The following is a 15,053-nucleotide window of genomic DNA, read 5'->3' as shown; positions in this document are numbered from 1 at the left end:
TGCGATGGCGACCGCTTTCCTCGTTCCCACGCTCTGCGTGGGAATGCATCCCAGCGACGCTCTGCGTCGCACTGTGGCAGTCGACGCTGGAGCGTCTGGTGCGGCATTCCCACGCAGAGCGTGGGAACGAGTTACTGCTGCTCTCGCTACAACACTAACCGCGCTGCCAGCGCCTTGGCCTGTAACGCCACATCCGTGACCGCCGTACTCTCCCACCACATCCCGCGCAACGGCGGGCCCATGGCGAACAACCGCGTCGAAACGACGCCACCGGCATCCACCACCGCACCACCGGCATCGGCGGCAATGCCCAAGGCCAGCGGCCCCGGCTGAACCAGACCGCGCTCCAGCAACCGTTGCGGCAATGGCCTGGCCACCCGGCGCCAGTCGTATTCGATGCCTGTCGAATTGATCAACGCCGCCGCACTCACGACACGACTTCGATCTTCACCGCGAAACCGCAGGCGTACGCTGACTGGCTCACCTGCAACCGCTTCCAGCCCCTGCAACGAGGCTGCATGAACGTGCAAGCGCCCCTCGCGTTGCAAGCGTTCGAGCAGCGCCGCGCCCTGGGGTGGCGAACGATGGTGATGGCTCTCCCACCATGGCCGCACATGACGCACGAACTGCCGCTTCTGACGCTCGCTGGCCTGGCTCCAGAGCCGGGCGATGTGCACGCGCACGGTGTCGAGCGGTGCCTGCCAGTCGATCCCCGCCGCCTGCGCCTGCCGACACTGTTCGCGCAAGGCCCGCATCACTTGCCGTGGGCTGCGCAGGGTGTGATCCAGGGCCAGGAAGTCCACCCACGCCGGCAGTTGGCGGCGCACATGCGGCAACAACCCGTGACGCGAATAGACGTCGATCGGTCCACGATGCCCTGCCTGTTGCAAAGACTCCAGGGCATCGACCATGGTCAGGCCGGAACCGATGATCACCACCCTGCCCCGGGGATCGATTCGGCGCATGGCCTGCACATCCCAGGGGTCGACCGCGGCTGCGTTCAAGCCGCTGGATTGGCGCTGGGCCGTGCGCGCCGCCGCGAACATGCCGGTCGCCAGTACCGCAAACGCACCGTGCAGCACACGGTCGTCGCTGAGCTGCAGCGTCACACTCTCGGAGCCTGTCCGTACATCGACGACTTCCGCGCGGATGTGCTCGACGCTGGAACCGTAGTGCGCGCCGACCGCCTGCGCCTCGGCCAGGCGTTGCTGCACATACAGGCCGAAGATCCCCCGAGGCGGGAACAACTCCGCCACCGGCACGGCCTGTTGTGCGGCCTCGGGCCAGCCGCCGCTGGCCAGGTACTGCTCCAGCCACTGGGTCAGGTCATCGGGATTGTCCGGATCGACACTCATGCGCGCCGCATTGCCGTTCAGGGTATGACCCAGTTCAGTCGCACTATAGGCTTCGCCCCGGCCCAATTCACTACGGGGCTCGATGACACGGATCCTGCGCGAACCAGGCAGGCGCAACAGTTGCACCGCGAGCATGGTGCCGCTGAGGCCGCCGCCCACGATCAGGATATCGGTGTCGCTCATGACAGGCTCCCTCGTCATAAATTCAGGCCGGCTGACCTTCGCGCCGGCGCTTCAAGGCTGCCAGATCCCGGTAGTGGCTGCCAGGATGGTTCTGCGGCAAACGCGCCGCGTCGCCGAACAACTTCTCGCGCAGGGTGCCGGGCTGGTACTCGGTCTTGTACACGCCCCGTTTCTGCAACTCCGGCACCAGCAGCTCGACCACATCGACAAAGCTTTCGTGAGAGACCACGTAGGCCAGGTTGAAGCCATCCACATCGGTGTCTTCGACCCACTCCTGCAGCAGGTCGGCCACGGTCTCGGGGCTGCCGACGAACAACGGGCCGAAGCCGCCGATCCCCACCCAGTCAGCCAGTTCGTTGGGGGTCCAGACCTTGTCCGGATCCGCCGTGGAAAAGGCCTCGACCGCCGATTGAATGGCGTTGGTGCGCACATGCTTGAGCGTCTCGTGCGGCTGGAACTGGCTGAAGTCGATCCCGGTCCAGCCGCTGATCAAGGCCATGGCACCTTCATAGCTGACGTAGGACTTGTACTCTTCGAACTTGGCCTTGGCCTGTGCATCAGTCTCGCCAAGAATCACCGTCTGCATGTTGAAGATCAAGACCTTCGACGGGTCGCGCCCGGCTTCGGCGGCGCGGCGGCGGATGTCGGCCACGGTGCGCTTGAGCAACACCTTGGACGGCGCGCCGACGAACACGCACTCGGCATGCTCGGCGGCGAACTGCTTGCCACGGCTCGAGGCGCCGGCCTGGTAGAGCACCGGGGTGCGTTGTGGCGATGGCTCGCAGAGGTGAATCCCGGGCACCTGGAAGTGTTTGCCGACATGGCCGATTTCGTGGATCTTGCTCGGATCGCTGAAAACCCGTCGCTCGCGGTCGCGCAGGATGGCGCCATCTTCCCAGCTGCCTTCCCAGAGTTTGTAGCAGACTTCCAGGTATTCGTCGGCGAAGTCGTAGCGCGCATCGTGCTCGGTCTGTGTCTTCTGCCCAAGGTTGCGAGCACCACTCTCCAGGTAAGAGGTGACGATGTTCCAGCCCGCCCGCCCCTTGGTCAGGTGATCGAGGGTCGATAGCCGACGGGCGAATGGGTACGGATGTTCGAACGACAGCGACGCGGTCAGGCCGAACCCCAGGTGTTCGGTCACCATCGCCATGGGCGGGATCAGTTGCAGAGGATCGTTGACCGGTACCTGCGCAGCCTGGCGAATCGCCGCGTCGCCATTGCCGTTGTAAACGTCGTAGATGCCCAGCACGTCGGCAATGAACAAGCCATCGAACTTGCCCCGCTCGAGGATTTTCGCCAGGTCGGTCCAGTATTCCAGGTCCTTGTATTGCCAGGAGCGATCGCGAGGATGTGCCCAGAGGCCCGGAGACTGATGACCGACACAATTCATGTCGAAGGCGTTGAAGCGGATTTGACGGGACATGCACAAAACTCCTGCTGAAGACTTTCGTACATCACCTTTTGCAGGGGCCGTGCCACAACAATAAATTCATATAATTCAGTTATTTATAGTCATATTACCGTTCGATTCCGGTCCGATCAGACACATTCTGTTGATTCACTGTTGCCGAGCGAACAGTTGCTATCACTCGGATTCCACGCGCAGCTGACAAAAATTTCACTGGCCTTGTTATAACGTTACAAGCAAAGTAACGCTCTGCTATAACCAATTGAATGGACGGCGCGGATCGGTTCCGCGTCCACGCTGCCGTGTGAGGCCTCGAACCCTTGAATAGCATTGACCTGGACGCATCCCCCGGCGATCTTGCCGCCCTGCCTCGATTCCAGCATGCCGCCTGGCAGGCACGTCGCCTGCGCCTGGGGCTGATCGGCCTGGCCGTGCTGTTCGGCGTGCTGCTGTTGATGGCGATGGCCATCGGCCTGTTCGGCCCGGCCTCGATCGGTTTGCCCCTGCTGAGCCTGCTCGGCGCTTCGGTGCTGTTACTCGGGGGCGCGACCCACTCGGCCTGGCGCATCGCCCGTTGGCGTGCCGACGTTCTGCAACCGCCGGAAATCGAGGCGCAACCACTCGAGCCTGACGCTGAGCCCCTGAGCGCCTACGACCGGTTCATCGAACGAATCGGCAGCACACTGTTGACGACCCTGCGCCGCCTGGGTGTCGATGCCCTGTGGCTGGTCGCCCTGTCCGTGCTGGCGTTGCTGGTCATCGATTTCGGCTGGCGTCTCGATCTGCCGGCCACGGCTCAGAATCAAGGCGCCTATGCCCTGGCCGGCCTGGCACTGCTGCTGGGCTTCGGCCTGCTGGTGCTGGAGCGGCACCTGGCCCACGCCTCGCCGCTGCAATGGCCGGAGGCCGCCAGCCTGGCGACGCTGATCCGCGTTGTGTTGTTCGGCCTGCTGCTCAGCGCGTTCTGCCTGTTTTTTGCCAGCGCCGACAGCGTCTGGCCGTTGCGCGTGGCCGTGCTGGGCAACCTGTTGCCGGCGCTGGTGGCCCTGGAGCTGATCGTACGCGCCGTGGCCGCGGTATTCCGGCCGCAACGCGCGACCCTGGAACCGCGCCTGATTGCCGAAAGCCTGGTAGCCGGCCTGTTGACCTGGCCGCCGCAGCCGCTGAGCCGACTGCAGGATGAGTTGCAAAATCGCTTCGGCATCGATCTGCGCCAGAGCTGGGCACTGGGTTTCATGCGCCGGGCCTTTGTGCCTGTACTGGGCGCTGTGGCGCTGGTGGGCTGGTTGCTCAGCGGCCTGTGCGAAGTACCGATGAATGAACGCGGCATCTATGAGCGTTTCGGCAAGCCGGTTGCCGTATTGGCGCCCGGACTTCACGCCGGGTTGCCCTGGCCCTTCGGTCAGGTGCGCAGCGTGGAGAATGGCGTGATCCATGAACTGGCCACCAGCCTCGACACTACGTCCGCCCAGGATCTGGTCAGCGCCGACGGACCGGCTCCCGCCAGCGCCAATCGGTTGTGGGATGCCTCCCACGTAAGCGAGAAATCCCAGGTCATCGCCAGTGCCGACCGCAGCAAGCAAAGCTTCCAGGTGGTTAATATGGACGTGCGCTTTGTCTACCGGATCGGCCTGAGCGATCAGGCCGCCCTGGCTGCCACCTATCACAGTGCCGATGTGGCAGCGCTGATTCGCAGCACCGCCAGCCGCGTGCTGGTCCATCAATTTGCCGCCCGTACCCTCGACGACCTGCTCGGCCAGGCGCGCATCGAGCTGGCCGCCAACATCGAAAAAGCCGTGCAAACCGACCTCGATCGGCTCGACAGTGGCGTCGAAGTGCTCGCTACGGTGGTCGAGGCGATTCACCCTCCGGCCGGCGCCGCCAATGCCTATCACTCGGTCCAGGCGGCGCAGATCCGCGCCCAGGCACTGATCGCGGTGGAACGCGGCAAGGCGGCTGAAGCCGCAGAGCAGTCGCGGTTGCAGGCCAGCGTCCTCACCGACCAGGCCCGGGCCGCCAGCCGGGAAACCCTGGGCGGTGCCCAGGCCACTGAGCGGCGCTTCGACGCCGATCTGCAGGCTTGGCACAGCGCCGGCCAGGCGTTTATCGACGAACAGTATTTCAGCCAGTTGGCCCTGGGCCTGGGCAAAGCCAAGGTATTGCTCCTCGATCACCGCCTGGCCCATGCCGAGGGGCCAACCCTGGACCTCAGAACCTTCACCGCGCCGGTCGATCCCGGCCAGCCTCGCCGATAAAGGCCTGCAGGAGCACTTTCCTTGAGTTCATCGCATCCCTCTGGCAGCCATGACCACCACCATGATCACGATCATCACGACCATGACCATGACCATGACCATAACCATCAGCCGCCTGGCCCTGCCCGCCCCTGGCGCCGTTTCGGGCTGGCCGGCCTGTTGGTGATCTTCGCCGCCGCCACCGCCTGCCTGGTACAGGTGCGCTCCGGCGAAGCCACGGTCATCACCCGCTTCGGCAACCCGGCCCGGGTTCTGCTGGAGCCGGGCCTGGCCTGGCGCCTGCCGATCCCATTCGAGGCGGCGGTACCGGTGGACCTGCGCCTGCGCACTACCTCCAGTGGCCTGCAGGATGTCGGTACCCGCGACGGCTTGCGCATCATCGTCCAGGCCTATGTGGCCTGGCAGGTCCAGGATGACCCGGACAACGTCCAGCGCTTCATGCGCGCAGTGCAGAACCAACCGGATGAAGCGGCGCGGCAGATCCGCACCTTTGCCGGCTCCGCGCTGGAAACCGCTGCCAGCGGCTTCGACCTGGCCGACCTGGTCAATACCGACGCCAGCAAGGTCCGCATCACCGAATTCGAGGCACACCTGCGCGAGCAGATCGCCCAGCAACTACTCAACACCTATGGCGTGCGCGTGTTGCAGGTGGGTATCGAACGCCTCACGCTGCCCTCGGTAACCCTCGACGCCACGGTCGAACGGATGCGCGCCGAACGCGAGACCATCGCTACCGAACGTACGGCAGAAGGCAAGCGCCAGGCCGCCGAGATCCGCTCCGCCGCCGAGCGCGATGCGCGCATCCTGCAGGCCGAAGCCACTGTGAAGGCCGCCGATATCGAAGCCCAGTCGCGAGTCCAGGCCGCCGAAATCTATGGCAAGGCCTACGCCGGATCACCCCAGCTGTACAACCTGCTGCGCTCGCTGGACACCCTGGGCACGGTCATCAACGCCGACACCCGCCTGGTCCTGCGCACCGATGCGGCGCCCTTCCGTGCCCTGGTCGATGGTCCACCCCAGCTGCCAGCGACTCCGCGCGAGAGCAAGCCATGACCGGCCCGTCCCAGTGGGGTGGTTCGCCCTGGTTGCAAGCCAGTCGCCTGGCATTCCTGGGGCTGTATGCCATCACCTTGTTGGCGGCCCTGGCCTGGGCGCTGTCCAACATCCGCCAGATCGGTCCGGACAGCCGCGCCGTGGTCCTGCACATGGGCGCCCTGGAGCGGGTCGAGGGATCCGGGTTGCTGCTGGCCTGGCCGCAGCCCTTCCAGCAAGTCGTGATCGTGCCGGCCGCCGACCGGGTCATCGAACGCCCCATCGAAACCCTGCTACGCGCCTCGCAGACCCGCAAGGTCGATCTCAATACCTCGCGCAGCAACGATGCGGTCGCCGGCGCCGGCTACCTGCTCACCGGCGACGCGGCGGTGGTGCAACTGGCTGTGCGGGTGTTCTACACCGTCACCGATCCTTTCGCCTATGTGCTGCAGCACGAGCATCTGGACGCGGCCCTGGAGCGGCTGGTGGCGCGCAACGCCGTGAATATCTGCGCCTCGCGAGACCTGGACACCATCCTGGTTGCCCGTCCGGAGCTGGTCGGTGGCGACCAGCAAGCCGCCGAGCGCCGTGAACGGCTGCGCGGGGACCTGGTCCGTGGCATCAACCAAAGCCTTGCCGCGTTGCAAGACGCCGGGGCCGGACTGGGCCTGCATATCGAACGGGTCGACCTGCAATCGAGCCTGCCCGATGCGACCATCAGCGCCTTCAACACGGTGCTGACCGCCAGCCAGACGGCCGAAAAAAATGTCGCCAGTGCGCGCAATGACGCCGCCCGCCAGGCGCAAGAGGCAACCCAGGCCGCCGACCGCGTGCTGCAGGTCGCCCATGCCCAGGCCAGCGAACGCCTGGCCAAGGCCAGCGCCGACACCGCCACCATTTCAAGCCTCGGTCAGACCGCCGACCCCGGCCTGTTGCAACGGCTGTACCGCGAACGGGTGCCGGCCATCCTGTCCAAGGCCGCCTCGGTCACCACCATCAACCCCGGTGATGACGCTCACCTGATCCTGCAGGGCAACAAACCATGAGCACTCCCATGCCCCACGATCACAGCCACGCCGGCCACAGCCACCATGACCATTGCAGCCACGGTCACCTGACCGGCGCCCTGCTCAGCCGCGATGAACAACGCAACGCCGCGCGCCAGTTGAGCCTGGCGATGATTGCCCTTGGCCTGCTCGGCCTCGGCCTGCTCTGGCGCTGGCTCGAGCCGCAACAGCAGAGTGTCGGCCAGATCCTGTTCGGCGTGGCGTCCTTGCTGGTGGCCGTACCGGTGTTGCGCTCGGGCTGGTACAGCCTGCGCTTCCCGAGCCTGCATGGCATCACCGACCAACTGGTGGCACTGGCCATGCTCGGTGCCTGGGCCATGGGCGACCTGCTGACCGCCGCCCTGCTGCCGATCCTGATGATCTTTGGCCATGTGCTCGAAGAGCGCAGCGTGGTCGGCTCGCAACAGGCCATCGAAGCCCTGGGCAAGCTGACCCGAAGCCAGGCGCGGCGCCTGCTCGCTGACGGCCAGGTACAAGAGGTCGACAACAGCGAATTACTCCCGGGCGATCAGATCGAAGTACGCGCCGGCGACCGCATACCGGCCGATGGCCGGGTGCTCGAAGGCAGCGCCAGCCTGGACACCGCGCCCATCACCGGCGAATCGGTTCCCCAGCAGGCCGGCCCGGGTATGGAAGTGTTCGGCGGCGCCATCAACCTCGATGGCTTGCTGCGCATCGAAGTGACCCGTACCGGTGAGGCCTCGACCCTGGGCAAGGTCATTGCCCTGATGCAGAACGCCGAGCGGGCCAAGCCGCCGATCACGCGCTTGCTGGAACGCTATGCCGGGCAATACATGGTGCTGGTCCTGATGATCGCGGCCATCACCTGGTTCATCACCCAGGACCCCCAGGCGATGCTCGCCGTCCTGGTCGCCGCCTGCCCCTGCGCCCTGGTGTTGTCGGCCCCCGCGACTGCCATCGCCGGCATCGCTGTGGCGGCGCGCCACGGCATTCTGATTCGCAGCTCGGCATTTCTCGAGGAGTTCGCCGACCTCAGCTCGCTGGTGGTCGACAAGACCGGCACCCTGACCTACGGCGCCTTGCACTTGCAAGCGTTGCACTGTGTCGACGGTACCGGGCAGGATCAGGCCACGCTGCTGGCCCTGGCCGCCAGCCTGGGTTCGGCCAGCAGCCATCCGGTCAGCCGCGCCCTGGCCGGGCTGGTCGCCCACGACGCCTACCCGCCGCTGCAAGATATTCGCGAACGCCAGGGCCTGGGCGTAACGGCAATCACCGCCCATGGCGATGCCGCCCTGGGTCGCGTCGAACTCTTCGACCAGTTGGGCATCAGCACGCCTGCGCCGCCCGACCACGACGGCCCGATCGCCGGCCTGGCGCTGGACGGACGTTTTCTGGGCTGGCTGTTGCTCGCCGACAAGGTGCGCCCCGAAGCCGTCAGTGCGCTCGCCGACCTGCGCCAGTTGGGGTTGGGCCGACAAATGCTGCTCACCGGTGACCGTTTGCCCGTGGCCAGGGCCCTGGCCCGCGAGGTGGGCATCAGCGAAGTGGTCGCCCAGGCCCTGCCCGAGGACAAACTCTCCCACGTCAGCGCCGAAATCAGACAGGGCTTTCGTCCGCTGGTGGTCGGCGATGGCATCAATGATTCGTTGGCGCTCAAGGCTGGCGTGGTCGGTGTGGCCATGGGCGCAGGCGGTTCGGACATCGCCCTGGCCTCGGCCGACATTGTCCTGATCGGCAGCGACTTGCGGCGCCTGGGCACCTGCCTGCGGCTGAGCCGACAGTGCCGGCGCACCCTTCAGGTCAATGTCGCCATTGGCCTGGGCTGGACCCTGGCCATCGTCGCCGCCGCCGCGTTCGGTTTGCTCGGCGCCGCTGGCGCCATGATCGCGGCGCTGCTGCACAATTTCAGCACACTGTTGGTGCTGGGCAATGCCGGGCGCCTGCTGCGCATCGAAGAGCCGCTGTCCTGACGCTCAGGCACTGGCTGCAGGCCGCGCCGCCGCGCCAAACCGGCGGCGATAGTCACTGGGCGCAAGCCCGGTGAACTTGAGGAACACCTTGCGAAAAGCGCCGGGGTCCTGGTAACCGACGCCCCAGGCGATCTGGTCGATGGTGCGATTGGTGAACTCGAGCATCCTGCAGGCCTTGCCGACCCGGACCTGCTGGCAGTACTCGGTGGGCTTGAGCCCGGTGGCACTGCGAAAACGGCGCAGAAAGGTGCGCTCCTCCAGCCCCGCATGGCTGGCCATGGCCGTCAGGCTGACGTCGCGGGCCCCGGTGCTCTGCAACCAGTGCTGGACCTTGAGCACGGCCTCGTCGCCATGGTTCAGCTTCGGCGTGAAGCTGTTGTTCGGCAGTTGCTCGGGGCAGGCCAGCTCCACTTCGAGAAACCGCGCGGTTTCCGCTGCCAGGCTCGGCCCGAGGTAACGCTCGACCAGCTTCAGGCCCAGGTCGCACCAGACCATCAGCCCCGCCGAGGTGATGATGTCGCCGTCATCGAGTATCGGCAGGTTGGCCTCTACCCGCACCTTGGGAAAATGCTCGGCCAGGGTCTGGGCAAAGTTCCAGTGAGTGGTGGCCGAGCGACCGTCGAGCAGGCCGGTGGCGGCAATGAAAAATACCCCGACGCATACCGACACCAGCAAGGCGCCGTCGTTGTGCCACTGGCGCAGGCCGATGCTGAACTGTTCAAGCTCGGCGGCAGAGGGCATTTGCGTCAGGCTCGGCGGGACGATGATCACCGTTGGTCGATGGGGTAACGCCGGATGGGTATCGAACACCGGCAGCACGGCCTGCCCCTCGCTACCACTTGACCAATGGGTTACCCGCAGTTGCGGCAGCTCACTGGCGCCCATGTCTTCGCGCATCCGGTTGGCGACGGCGAACAGATCGGTCAAGCCATGGACAGCCGCCAGCTGCGCGCCGGAATAGAGCAGCAAGCCGATTTCCAATGTTTGCGCCATTGTCAGTTTCCCCAGCCAATTTGTCGGTCGCGCCAATCCGCATCCGTGCCGATCAAGCCTATAACTAACACCACGCAACCACCACTCTTCACAAGGAACCCGTCATGACCCAGCAAGCACTGATCGTCGTCGATATCCAGAACGATTATTTCCCGGGCGGCAAATGGACCCTCAACGGTGCCGACGCCGCAGCCGACAACGCCGCTCGCCTGCTCGCAGCGGCACGCAAGGCCGGCGACCTGGTGGTGCATATCCGCCACGAGTTCGAATCCGACGCTGCGCCCTTCTTCACCCCGGGCTCGCCCGGCGCGCAGATTCACCCCAAGGCCGCCAATCTGCCGGGAGAACCGGTGATCCTCAAGCACAAGGTCAACGCCTTCTTGCAGACCAACCTCAAGGAAGTACTCGACGCGAAGAAAATCGAGAAAGTGACCATCATCGGCAGCATGAGCCACATGTGCGTCGATGCCCTGACCCGCGCCTCGGCGGACCTGGGCTACCGCGCCACCGTGGTCCACGACGCCTGTGCCTCCCGGGACCTTGAGTTCAACGGGGTGACGGTGCCTGCCGCCCAGGCCCATGCCGCCTACATGGCCTCACTGGCCTTTGCCTATGCCGACGTGGTGTCCACCTCGGACTACCTGGCGCGCTCACAGGGCTGAGGCCATCAGACCAGGCTCAAATCACCACATTGCGGATAAACCGCGTTGGCACCGCACCCTCATTGCGATAGGCATGGGTGCGGTTGCTGGCGAACACCATGAATTCGCCGGCCTGCAGTTGATGCTGCTGGTGCTCGACCATCAGCGTCAGACAGCCTTCGAATACATACAGCTGCTCGCTCCAGCCCTTGGGGTCGGCCTCGGCCGAGTACACCTCCCCGGGCTCGAGGCGCCACTCCCACAGTTCCACCTCGCTGCTGGCCACGGCACTGCCGAGCAGCACCGCCCGACTGCCGGGGTGAATGCCGGTCCAGGCCAGCTCATTGATGCGGCTGGGGTCGCGATTGTCCGGAGCCTTGATCAAGTCGGTGAAGGCCACGTCCAGCGCCTCGGCGACCCGGTCGAGGGTCGACAGGCTGACGTTCTTCTCGCCGGCCTCGATGGCCACCAGCATCCGCCGGCTGACCCCGGATTTTTCCGCCAGCGCACTCTGGCTGATTTCGGCGACATGGCGCAGACGGCGCACGTTGTGGCTGACGTGTTGGAGCACGGAAACTCTTTGGCCTGGATCTTTGTGCACTATATTGCTCACTGATGGGGTTTGCGCAGTATACTGCTCACTTTGGCGCATTGTGCGTCGACCTTATTCTGTGTGCAAGGCCATGATCAAGAACGCCCCGTTGAACTTCCGTCTGAGCAAAGCCGAACTGGTGCTGGTGTTCATCACCATGCTGTGGGGCGGCACCTTCCTGCTGGTGCATAACGTCATGACGGTCAGCGGGCCGATGTTCTTCGTGGGCCTGCGCTTTGCCGCCGCCGCGTTGTTCGTCGGCCTGTTTTCCCTAAAGTCGCTGCCGGGGCTGACTCTGACCGAACTCAAGGCGGGGATCTTCATCGGCACCTCGATCATGCTCGGCTATGGCTTGCAAACTGTCGGCCTGCAAAGCATCACCAGCAGCCAGTCCGCCTTCATCACCGCGCTGTACGTGCCCTTCGTGCCCCTGCTGCAATGGCTCGTGCTGGGCCGCCGTCCGGGCCTGATGCCGAGCCTGGGAATCGGTCTGTCCTTTGCCGGCCTGATGCTGCTGGCCGGCCCCAATGGCAGTTCGATCAGCTTCAGCCCGGGGGAAATCGCGACCCTGGTCAGCGCCGTGGCCATCGCCGCCGAAATCATCCTGATCAGCCATTACGGCGGCAAGGTCGATGTGCGCCGGGTTACCGTGGTGCAACTGGCGACCGCCTCGGTGTTGTCGTTCATGATGATCGTGCCGACCCAGGAACGCCTGCCGGACTTTTCCTGGCTGCTGTTGCTCAGTGCCGTGGGCCTGGGCGCCATGAGCGCGGTAATCCAGCTGGCGATGAACTGGGCGCAGAAATCCGTCTCGCCGACCCGCGCGACCCTGATCTATGCCGGCGAGCCGGTCTGGGCCGGTATCGTCGGGCGCATCGCCGGTGAGCGTCTGCCTGGCATCGCCCTGCTCGGGGGGGCGCTGATCGTGGCCGGGGTCATCGTCAGCGAGTTGCGCGGCAAGCGCGCGACCGCTTCCCAGGAAGAGACGGAGAATGATCCCCGGGAACAAGAAGCCAGCCTCTAGCCCGCCAAGCGGCAGCGCAAGGCACGAAAGTCGCGGCTAGTCTGCAAGGAGCGCCGCGACATGCAAAATTGCAGATTCGACCTGCAGTTTTCCCGATTGTACTCGGCAAATTTGCACTGATAGGATTCCCGGTCATAAAAGACGGCCCTACACCCGCTCCAAATCATTTGGAAAATCAATAACAAAGCAGGGAGAACGCGATGACAGCCCAGGCCCGACCTTCCGCCGAGTCGACTGCCAGTTCTCTGGATGCCCACGTCCAGAGCGAAGTCCGCAACCATATCGGTCACCTGACCCTCAATCGCCCCAGCGGCCTCAACGCCTTGACCCTGGACATGGTCCGCAGCCTGCAGGCCCAGCTCGATGCCTGGTCCGTCGACCCGCAGGTGCATGCCGTGGTCCTGCGTGGCGCAGGTCCAAAAGGCTTCTGCGCCGGTGGCGATATCCGCTCGCTGTATGAAAGCTTCAAGAATGGCGACACCCTGCACCAGGACTTCTTCGTCGAAGAATATGCCCTGGACCTGTGCATTCATCATTACCGCAAACCCGTACTGGCGCTGATGGACGGGTTCACCCTCGGTGGCGGCATGGGTCTGGCCCAGGGCGCCGATCTGCGGGTGGTCACCGAACGCAGTCGCCTGGCCATGCCGGAAACCGGTATCGGCTATTTCCCGGATGTGGGTGGCAGCTACTTCCTGCCGCGCATTCCCGGCGAACTGGGCATCTACCTGGGCGTCAGCGGCGTACAGATCCAGGCCGCCGACGCGCTGTACTGCGGGCTGGCCGACTGGTACCTGGAAAGCTCGAAACTGAGCACCCTCGATGACCGCCTCGACAACCTGGCCTGGAGCAAACACCCACTCAAGGATCTGCAGGGACTGCTGGCCAGACTGGGCGTACAGCAGCTGGCCAACCCACCCCTGGCAGCCCTGCGACCGGCCATCGACCACTTCTTTGCCCTCGCGGATTTGCCGAGCATGATTGAACAACTACGCCAGGTAACAGTGGCCAACAGTCATGAATGGGCGCTGAAAACCGCCGACCTGCTGGAAAGCCGCTCGCCATTGGCCATGGCCGTGACCCTGGAAATGCTCCGCCGCGGTCGCCACCGCAGCCTGGAAGCCTGTTTCGCCATGGAGTTGCACCTGGACCGGCAATGGTTCGAGCACGGCGACTTGATCGAGGGCGTGCGTGCCCTGCTGATCGACAAGGACAAGCAGCCCAAGTGGAAGCCCGCCACCCTGGCCGAACTGGATCCTGCGCGGGTCGAACAATTCTTCGAAGGCCTTTGAAGGCCGGAGCCATGACATGCAAGACCTTGAACTGACCGAAGAACAGATCATGATCCGCGACATGGCGCGTGACTTCGCCCGTGGCGAAATCGCGCCCCATGCCCAGGCCTGGGAAAAGGCCGGCTGGATCGACGACGCACTGGTCGCCAAACTGGGCGAACTGGGCCTGCTGGGCATGGTCGTGCCCGAGCAATGGGGCGGCAGCTACACCGACTATGTCGCCTACGCCCTGGCCGTCGAAGAGATCGCCGCTGGCGATGGTGCCACCGGCGCCTTGATGAGCATCCATAACTCGGTCGGCTGCGGGCCGTTGCTGGCCTACGGCAGCCAGGCCCAGAAAGAAACCTGGCTGGCACGCCTGGCCAGCGGCGAGGTAATCGGCTGCTTCTGCCTGACCGAACCCCAGGCCGGCTCCGAAGCCCATAACCTGCGCACCCGCGCCGAACTGCAGGGCGATCACTGGGTGATCAATGGCGCCAAGCAGTTCGTCAGTAACGGCAAGCGCGCGGGCCTTGCCATCGTCTTCGCAGTGACCGATCCGGAACTGGGCAAGAAAGGTATTTCAGCCTTCCTGGTACCGACCGATACCCCGGGTTACGTCGTTGATCGTATGGAACACAAGATGGGCATCCGCGCCTCCGATACCTGCGCGGTGACCTTCAACAATTGCAAGATTCCGGCTGCGAACATGCTCGGCGCACGTGGCAAGGGCCTGGCCATTGCCCTGTCGAACCTCGAAGGCGGCCGCATCGGCATCGCCGCCCAGGCCCTGGGCATTGCCCGCGCGGCCTTCGAGGCGGCGTTGGCTTACTCCCGTGATCGGGTCCAGTTCGGCAAGCCGATCGGTGAGCACCAGAGCATTGCCAACCTGCTGGCGGACATGCACCTGCAGATCAACGCCACGCGCCTGCTGATCCTTCACGCGGCTCGCCTGCGCAGTGCCGGCCTGCCCTGCCTGTCGGAAGCTTCGCAAGCCAAGCTCTTCGCCTCGGAAATGGCCGAGTCGGTGTGCTCCAAGGCGATCCAGGTGCATGGCGGTTATGGCTATCTGGAGGATTACCCGGTCGAGCGTTACTACCGGGATGCGCGGATTACGCAGATTTATGAAGGGTCGAGCGAGATTCAGCGGATGTTGATTGCGCGGGAACTCAAGCACTATTCGATTTGATCTGCCCCGGGGCGCCTTTCGGCGCCCATCGCTGCGGTCCGGCGATCCGGCAAGCCAGCTCCCACAGGGATTTTCAGGGTGCATACAATCTCTGTGGGAGCGGGTTTGCCCG

12 protein-coding genes are annotated in these 15,053 nt (G+C 64.8%); 8 read left to right on the top strand and 4 right to left on the bottom strand.

Going from position 1 to position 15,053, the window contains the following annotated elements; genetic code table 11:
* Window positions 1–146: 146 nt before the first annotated feature.
* Together F2S13_RS06275 and F2S13_RS06270 are read right to left on the bottom strand one after the other, a co-directional pair.
* Window positions 147–1,538 (bottom strand): FAD/NAD(P)-binding protein, encoded by a 1,392-nt coding sequence (locus tag F2S13_RS06275; protein WP_246237787.1) that lies wholly within the window; start codon window positions 1,536–1,538, stop codon window positions 147–149.
* Between the two features lie 22 nt (window positions 1,539–1,560).
* Window positions 1,561–2,961, bottom strand: coding sequence for an LLM class flavin-dependent oxidoreductase (locus F2S13_RS06270; protein ID WP_166359611.1), 1,401 nt, complete (start codon window positions 2,959–2,961; stop codon window positions 1,561–1,563).
* A gap of 305 nt (window positions 2,962–3,266) precedes the next feature.
* Between F2S13_RS06270 and hflK (F2S13_RS06265) the strand changes: the two genes are divergently transcribed.
* Genes hflK (F2S13_RS06265) through F2S13_RS06250 form a run of 4 tightly spaced genes read left to right on the top strand, consistent with a single transcriptional unit; the run spans window position 3,267 to window position 9,231 of the window.
* On the top strand, window positions 3,267–5,201 hold the full coding sequence (gene hflK / locus F2S13_RS06265; RefSeq protein WP_218583828.1) for a protease modulator HflK: 1,935 nt from the start codon (window positions 3,267–3,269) through the stop codon (window positions 5,199–5,201).
* 21 nt (window positions 5,202–5,222) lie between these two features.
* Complete coding sequence (gene hflC, locus F2S13_RS06260; protein WP_166359610.1) at window positions 5,223–6,254, top strand: protease modulator HflC; 1,032 nt, start codon at window positions 5,223–5,225, stop codon at window positions 6,252–6,254.
* Window positions 6,251–7,279, top strand: coding sequence for a protease modulator HflK (gene hflK, locus F2S13_RS06255; protein ID WP_166359609.1), 1,029 nt, complete (start codon window positions 6,251–6,253; stop codon window positions 7,277–7,279). The genes hflC and hflK (F2S13_RS06255) overlap by 4 nt, the downstream gene beginning before the upstream one ends.
* An 8-nt stretch (window positions 7,280–7,287) precedes the next feature.
* Window positions 7,288–9,231 carry a heavy metal translocating P-type ATPase gene (locus F2S13_RS06250; RefSeq protein WP_425500217.1) on the top strand — a complete coding sequence of 648 codons (1,944 nt, stop codon included), beginning with the start codon at window positions 7,288–7,290 and terminating at the stop codon, window positions 9,229–9,231.
* Between the two features lie 3 nt (window positions 9,232–9,234).
* Here the strand turns inward: F2S13_RS06250 and F2S13_RS06245 are convergent, their stop codons facing one another.
* Complete coding sequence (locus tag F2S13_RS06245) at window positions 9,235–10,224, bottom strand: GlxA family transcriptional regulator (RefSeq protein WP_166359607.1); 990 nt, start codon at window positions 10,222–10,224, stop codon at window positions 9,235–9,237.
* 104 nt (window positions 10,225–10,328) lie between these two features.
* Here F2S13_RS06245 and F2S13_RS06240 point away from each other — a divergent pair, with 104 nt between their 5' ends.
* Window positions 10,329–10,886 (top strand): cysteine hydrolase family protein, encoded by a 558-nt coding sequence (locus F2S13_RS06240; RefSeq protein ID WP_166359606.1) that lies wholly within the window; start codon window positions 10,329–10,331, stop codon window positions 10,884–10,886.
* Between the two features lie 16 nt (window positions 10,887–10,902).
* Here F2S13_RS06240 and F2S13_RS06235 read toward each other — a convergent pair whose 3' ends face one another.
* Entirely contained in the window at window positions 10,903–11,466 is a 564-nt protein-coding gene (locus F2S13_RS06235) for a cupin domain-containing protein (protein WP_166359605.1), read from the bottom strand.
* An 82-nt stretch (window positions 11,467–11,548) separates the two neighbouring features.
* Between F2S13_RS06235 and F2S13_RS06230 the strand changes: the two genes are divergently transcribed.
* From F2S13_RS06230 to F2S13_RS06220, 3 genes are all read left to right on the top strand, one after another.
* Window positions 11,549–12,481 carry a DMT family transporter gene (locus F2S13_RS06230; RefSeq protein ID WP_166359604.1) on the top strand — a complete coding sequence of 311 codons (933 nt, stop codon included), beginning with the start codon at window positions 11,549–11,551 and terminating at the stop codon, window positions 12,479–12,481.
* A 200-nt stretch (window positions 12,482–12,681) separates the two neighbouring features.
* Entirely contained in the window at window positions 12,682–13,773 is a 1,092-nt protein-coding gene (locus tag F2S13_RS06225) for an enoyl-CoA hydratase/isomerase family protein (protein ID WP_166359603.1), read from the top strand.
* A 16-nt stretch (window positions 13,774–13,789) separates the two neighbouring features.
* Entirely contained in the window at window positions 13,790–14,941 is a 1,152-nt protein-coding gene (locus F2S13_RS06220) for an acyl-CoA dehydrogenase family protein (protein ID WP_166359602.1), read from the top strand.
* Window positions 14,942–15,053 lie beyond the last annotated feature (112 nt).

The organism is Pseudomonas akapageensis, from assembly GCF_011355085.1.
GTDB lineage: Bacteria > Pseudomonadota > Gammaproteobacteria > Pseudomonadales > Pseudomonadaceae > Aquipseudomonas > Aquipseudomonas akapageensis.
The sequence above is the reverse complement of the archived record's forward strand: the minus strand, read 5'-3'. Positions and strand labels throughout refer to the sequence as shown.